We start from the raw sequence: 244 nt of genomic DNA on the forward strand, positions 1-244 counted from the left end.
GGCAACACCGAAGAGATCCGGGCGAAGATGAAGACCGCCGCGTCGCTCAACCTCAACGACACAATCTAGTACATCCTGAACTCGCTGGGCAAGGCGTACCACATCATGCGCCCGGTGGCCTCAAGGAAGGGACTGTTCCTCTATCTGGTACTGGACCGAAAAAATACCAACCTGGCACTGGCACGCCGCCGGGTGCAGGACGTGGAGGCGACCCTGGCGTTGTAAGACCTGACGCTGCTGACGG

General features: G+C 59.8%; 1 pseudogene. It reads left to right on the forward strand.

Annotated elements, in window-relative coordinates:
* A pseudogene (locus tag ACQG3P_RS21995) lies at positions 1-225 on the forward strand (hypothetical protein); the annotation flags it as partial.
* Between the last annotated feature and the right edge of the window lie 19 nt (positions 226-244).

It is taken from the genome of Stenotrophomonas sp. SrG, from assembly GCF_050031795.1.
Lineage (GTDB): Bacteria > Pseudomonadota > Gammaproteobacteria > Xanthomonadales > Xanthomonadaceae > Stenotrophomonas > Stenotrophomonas rhizophila_A.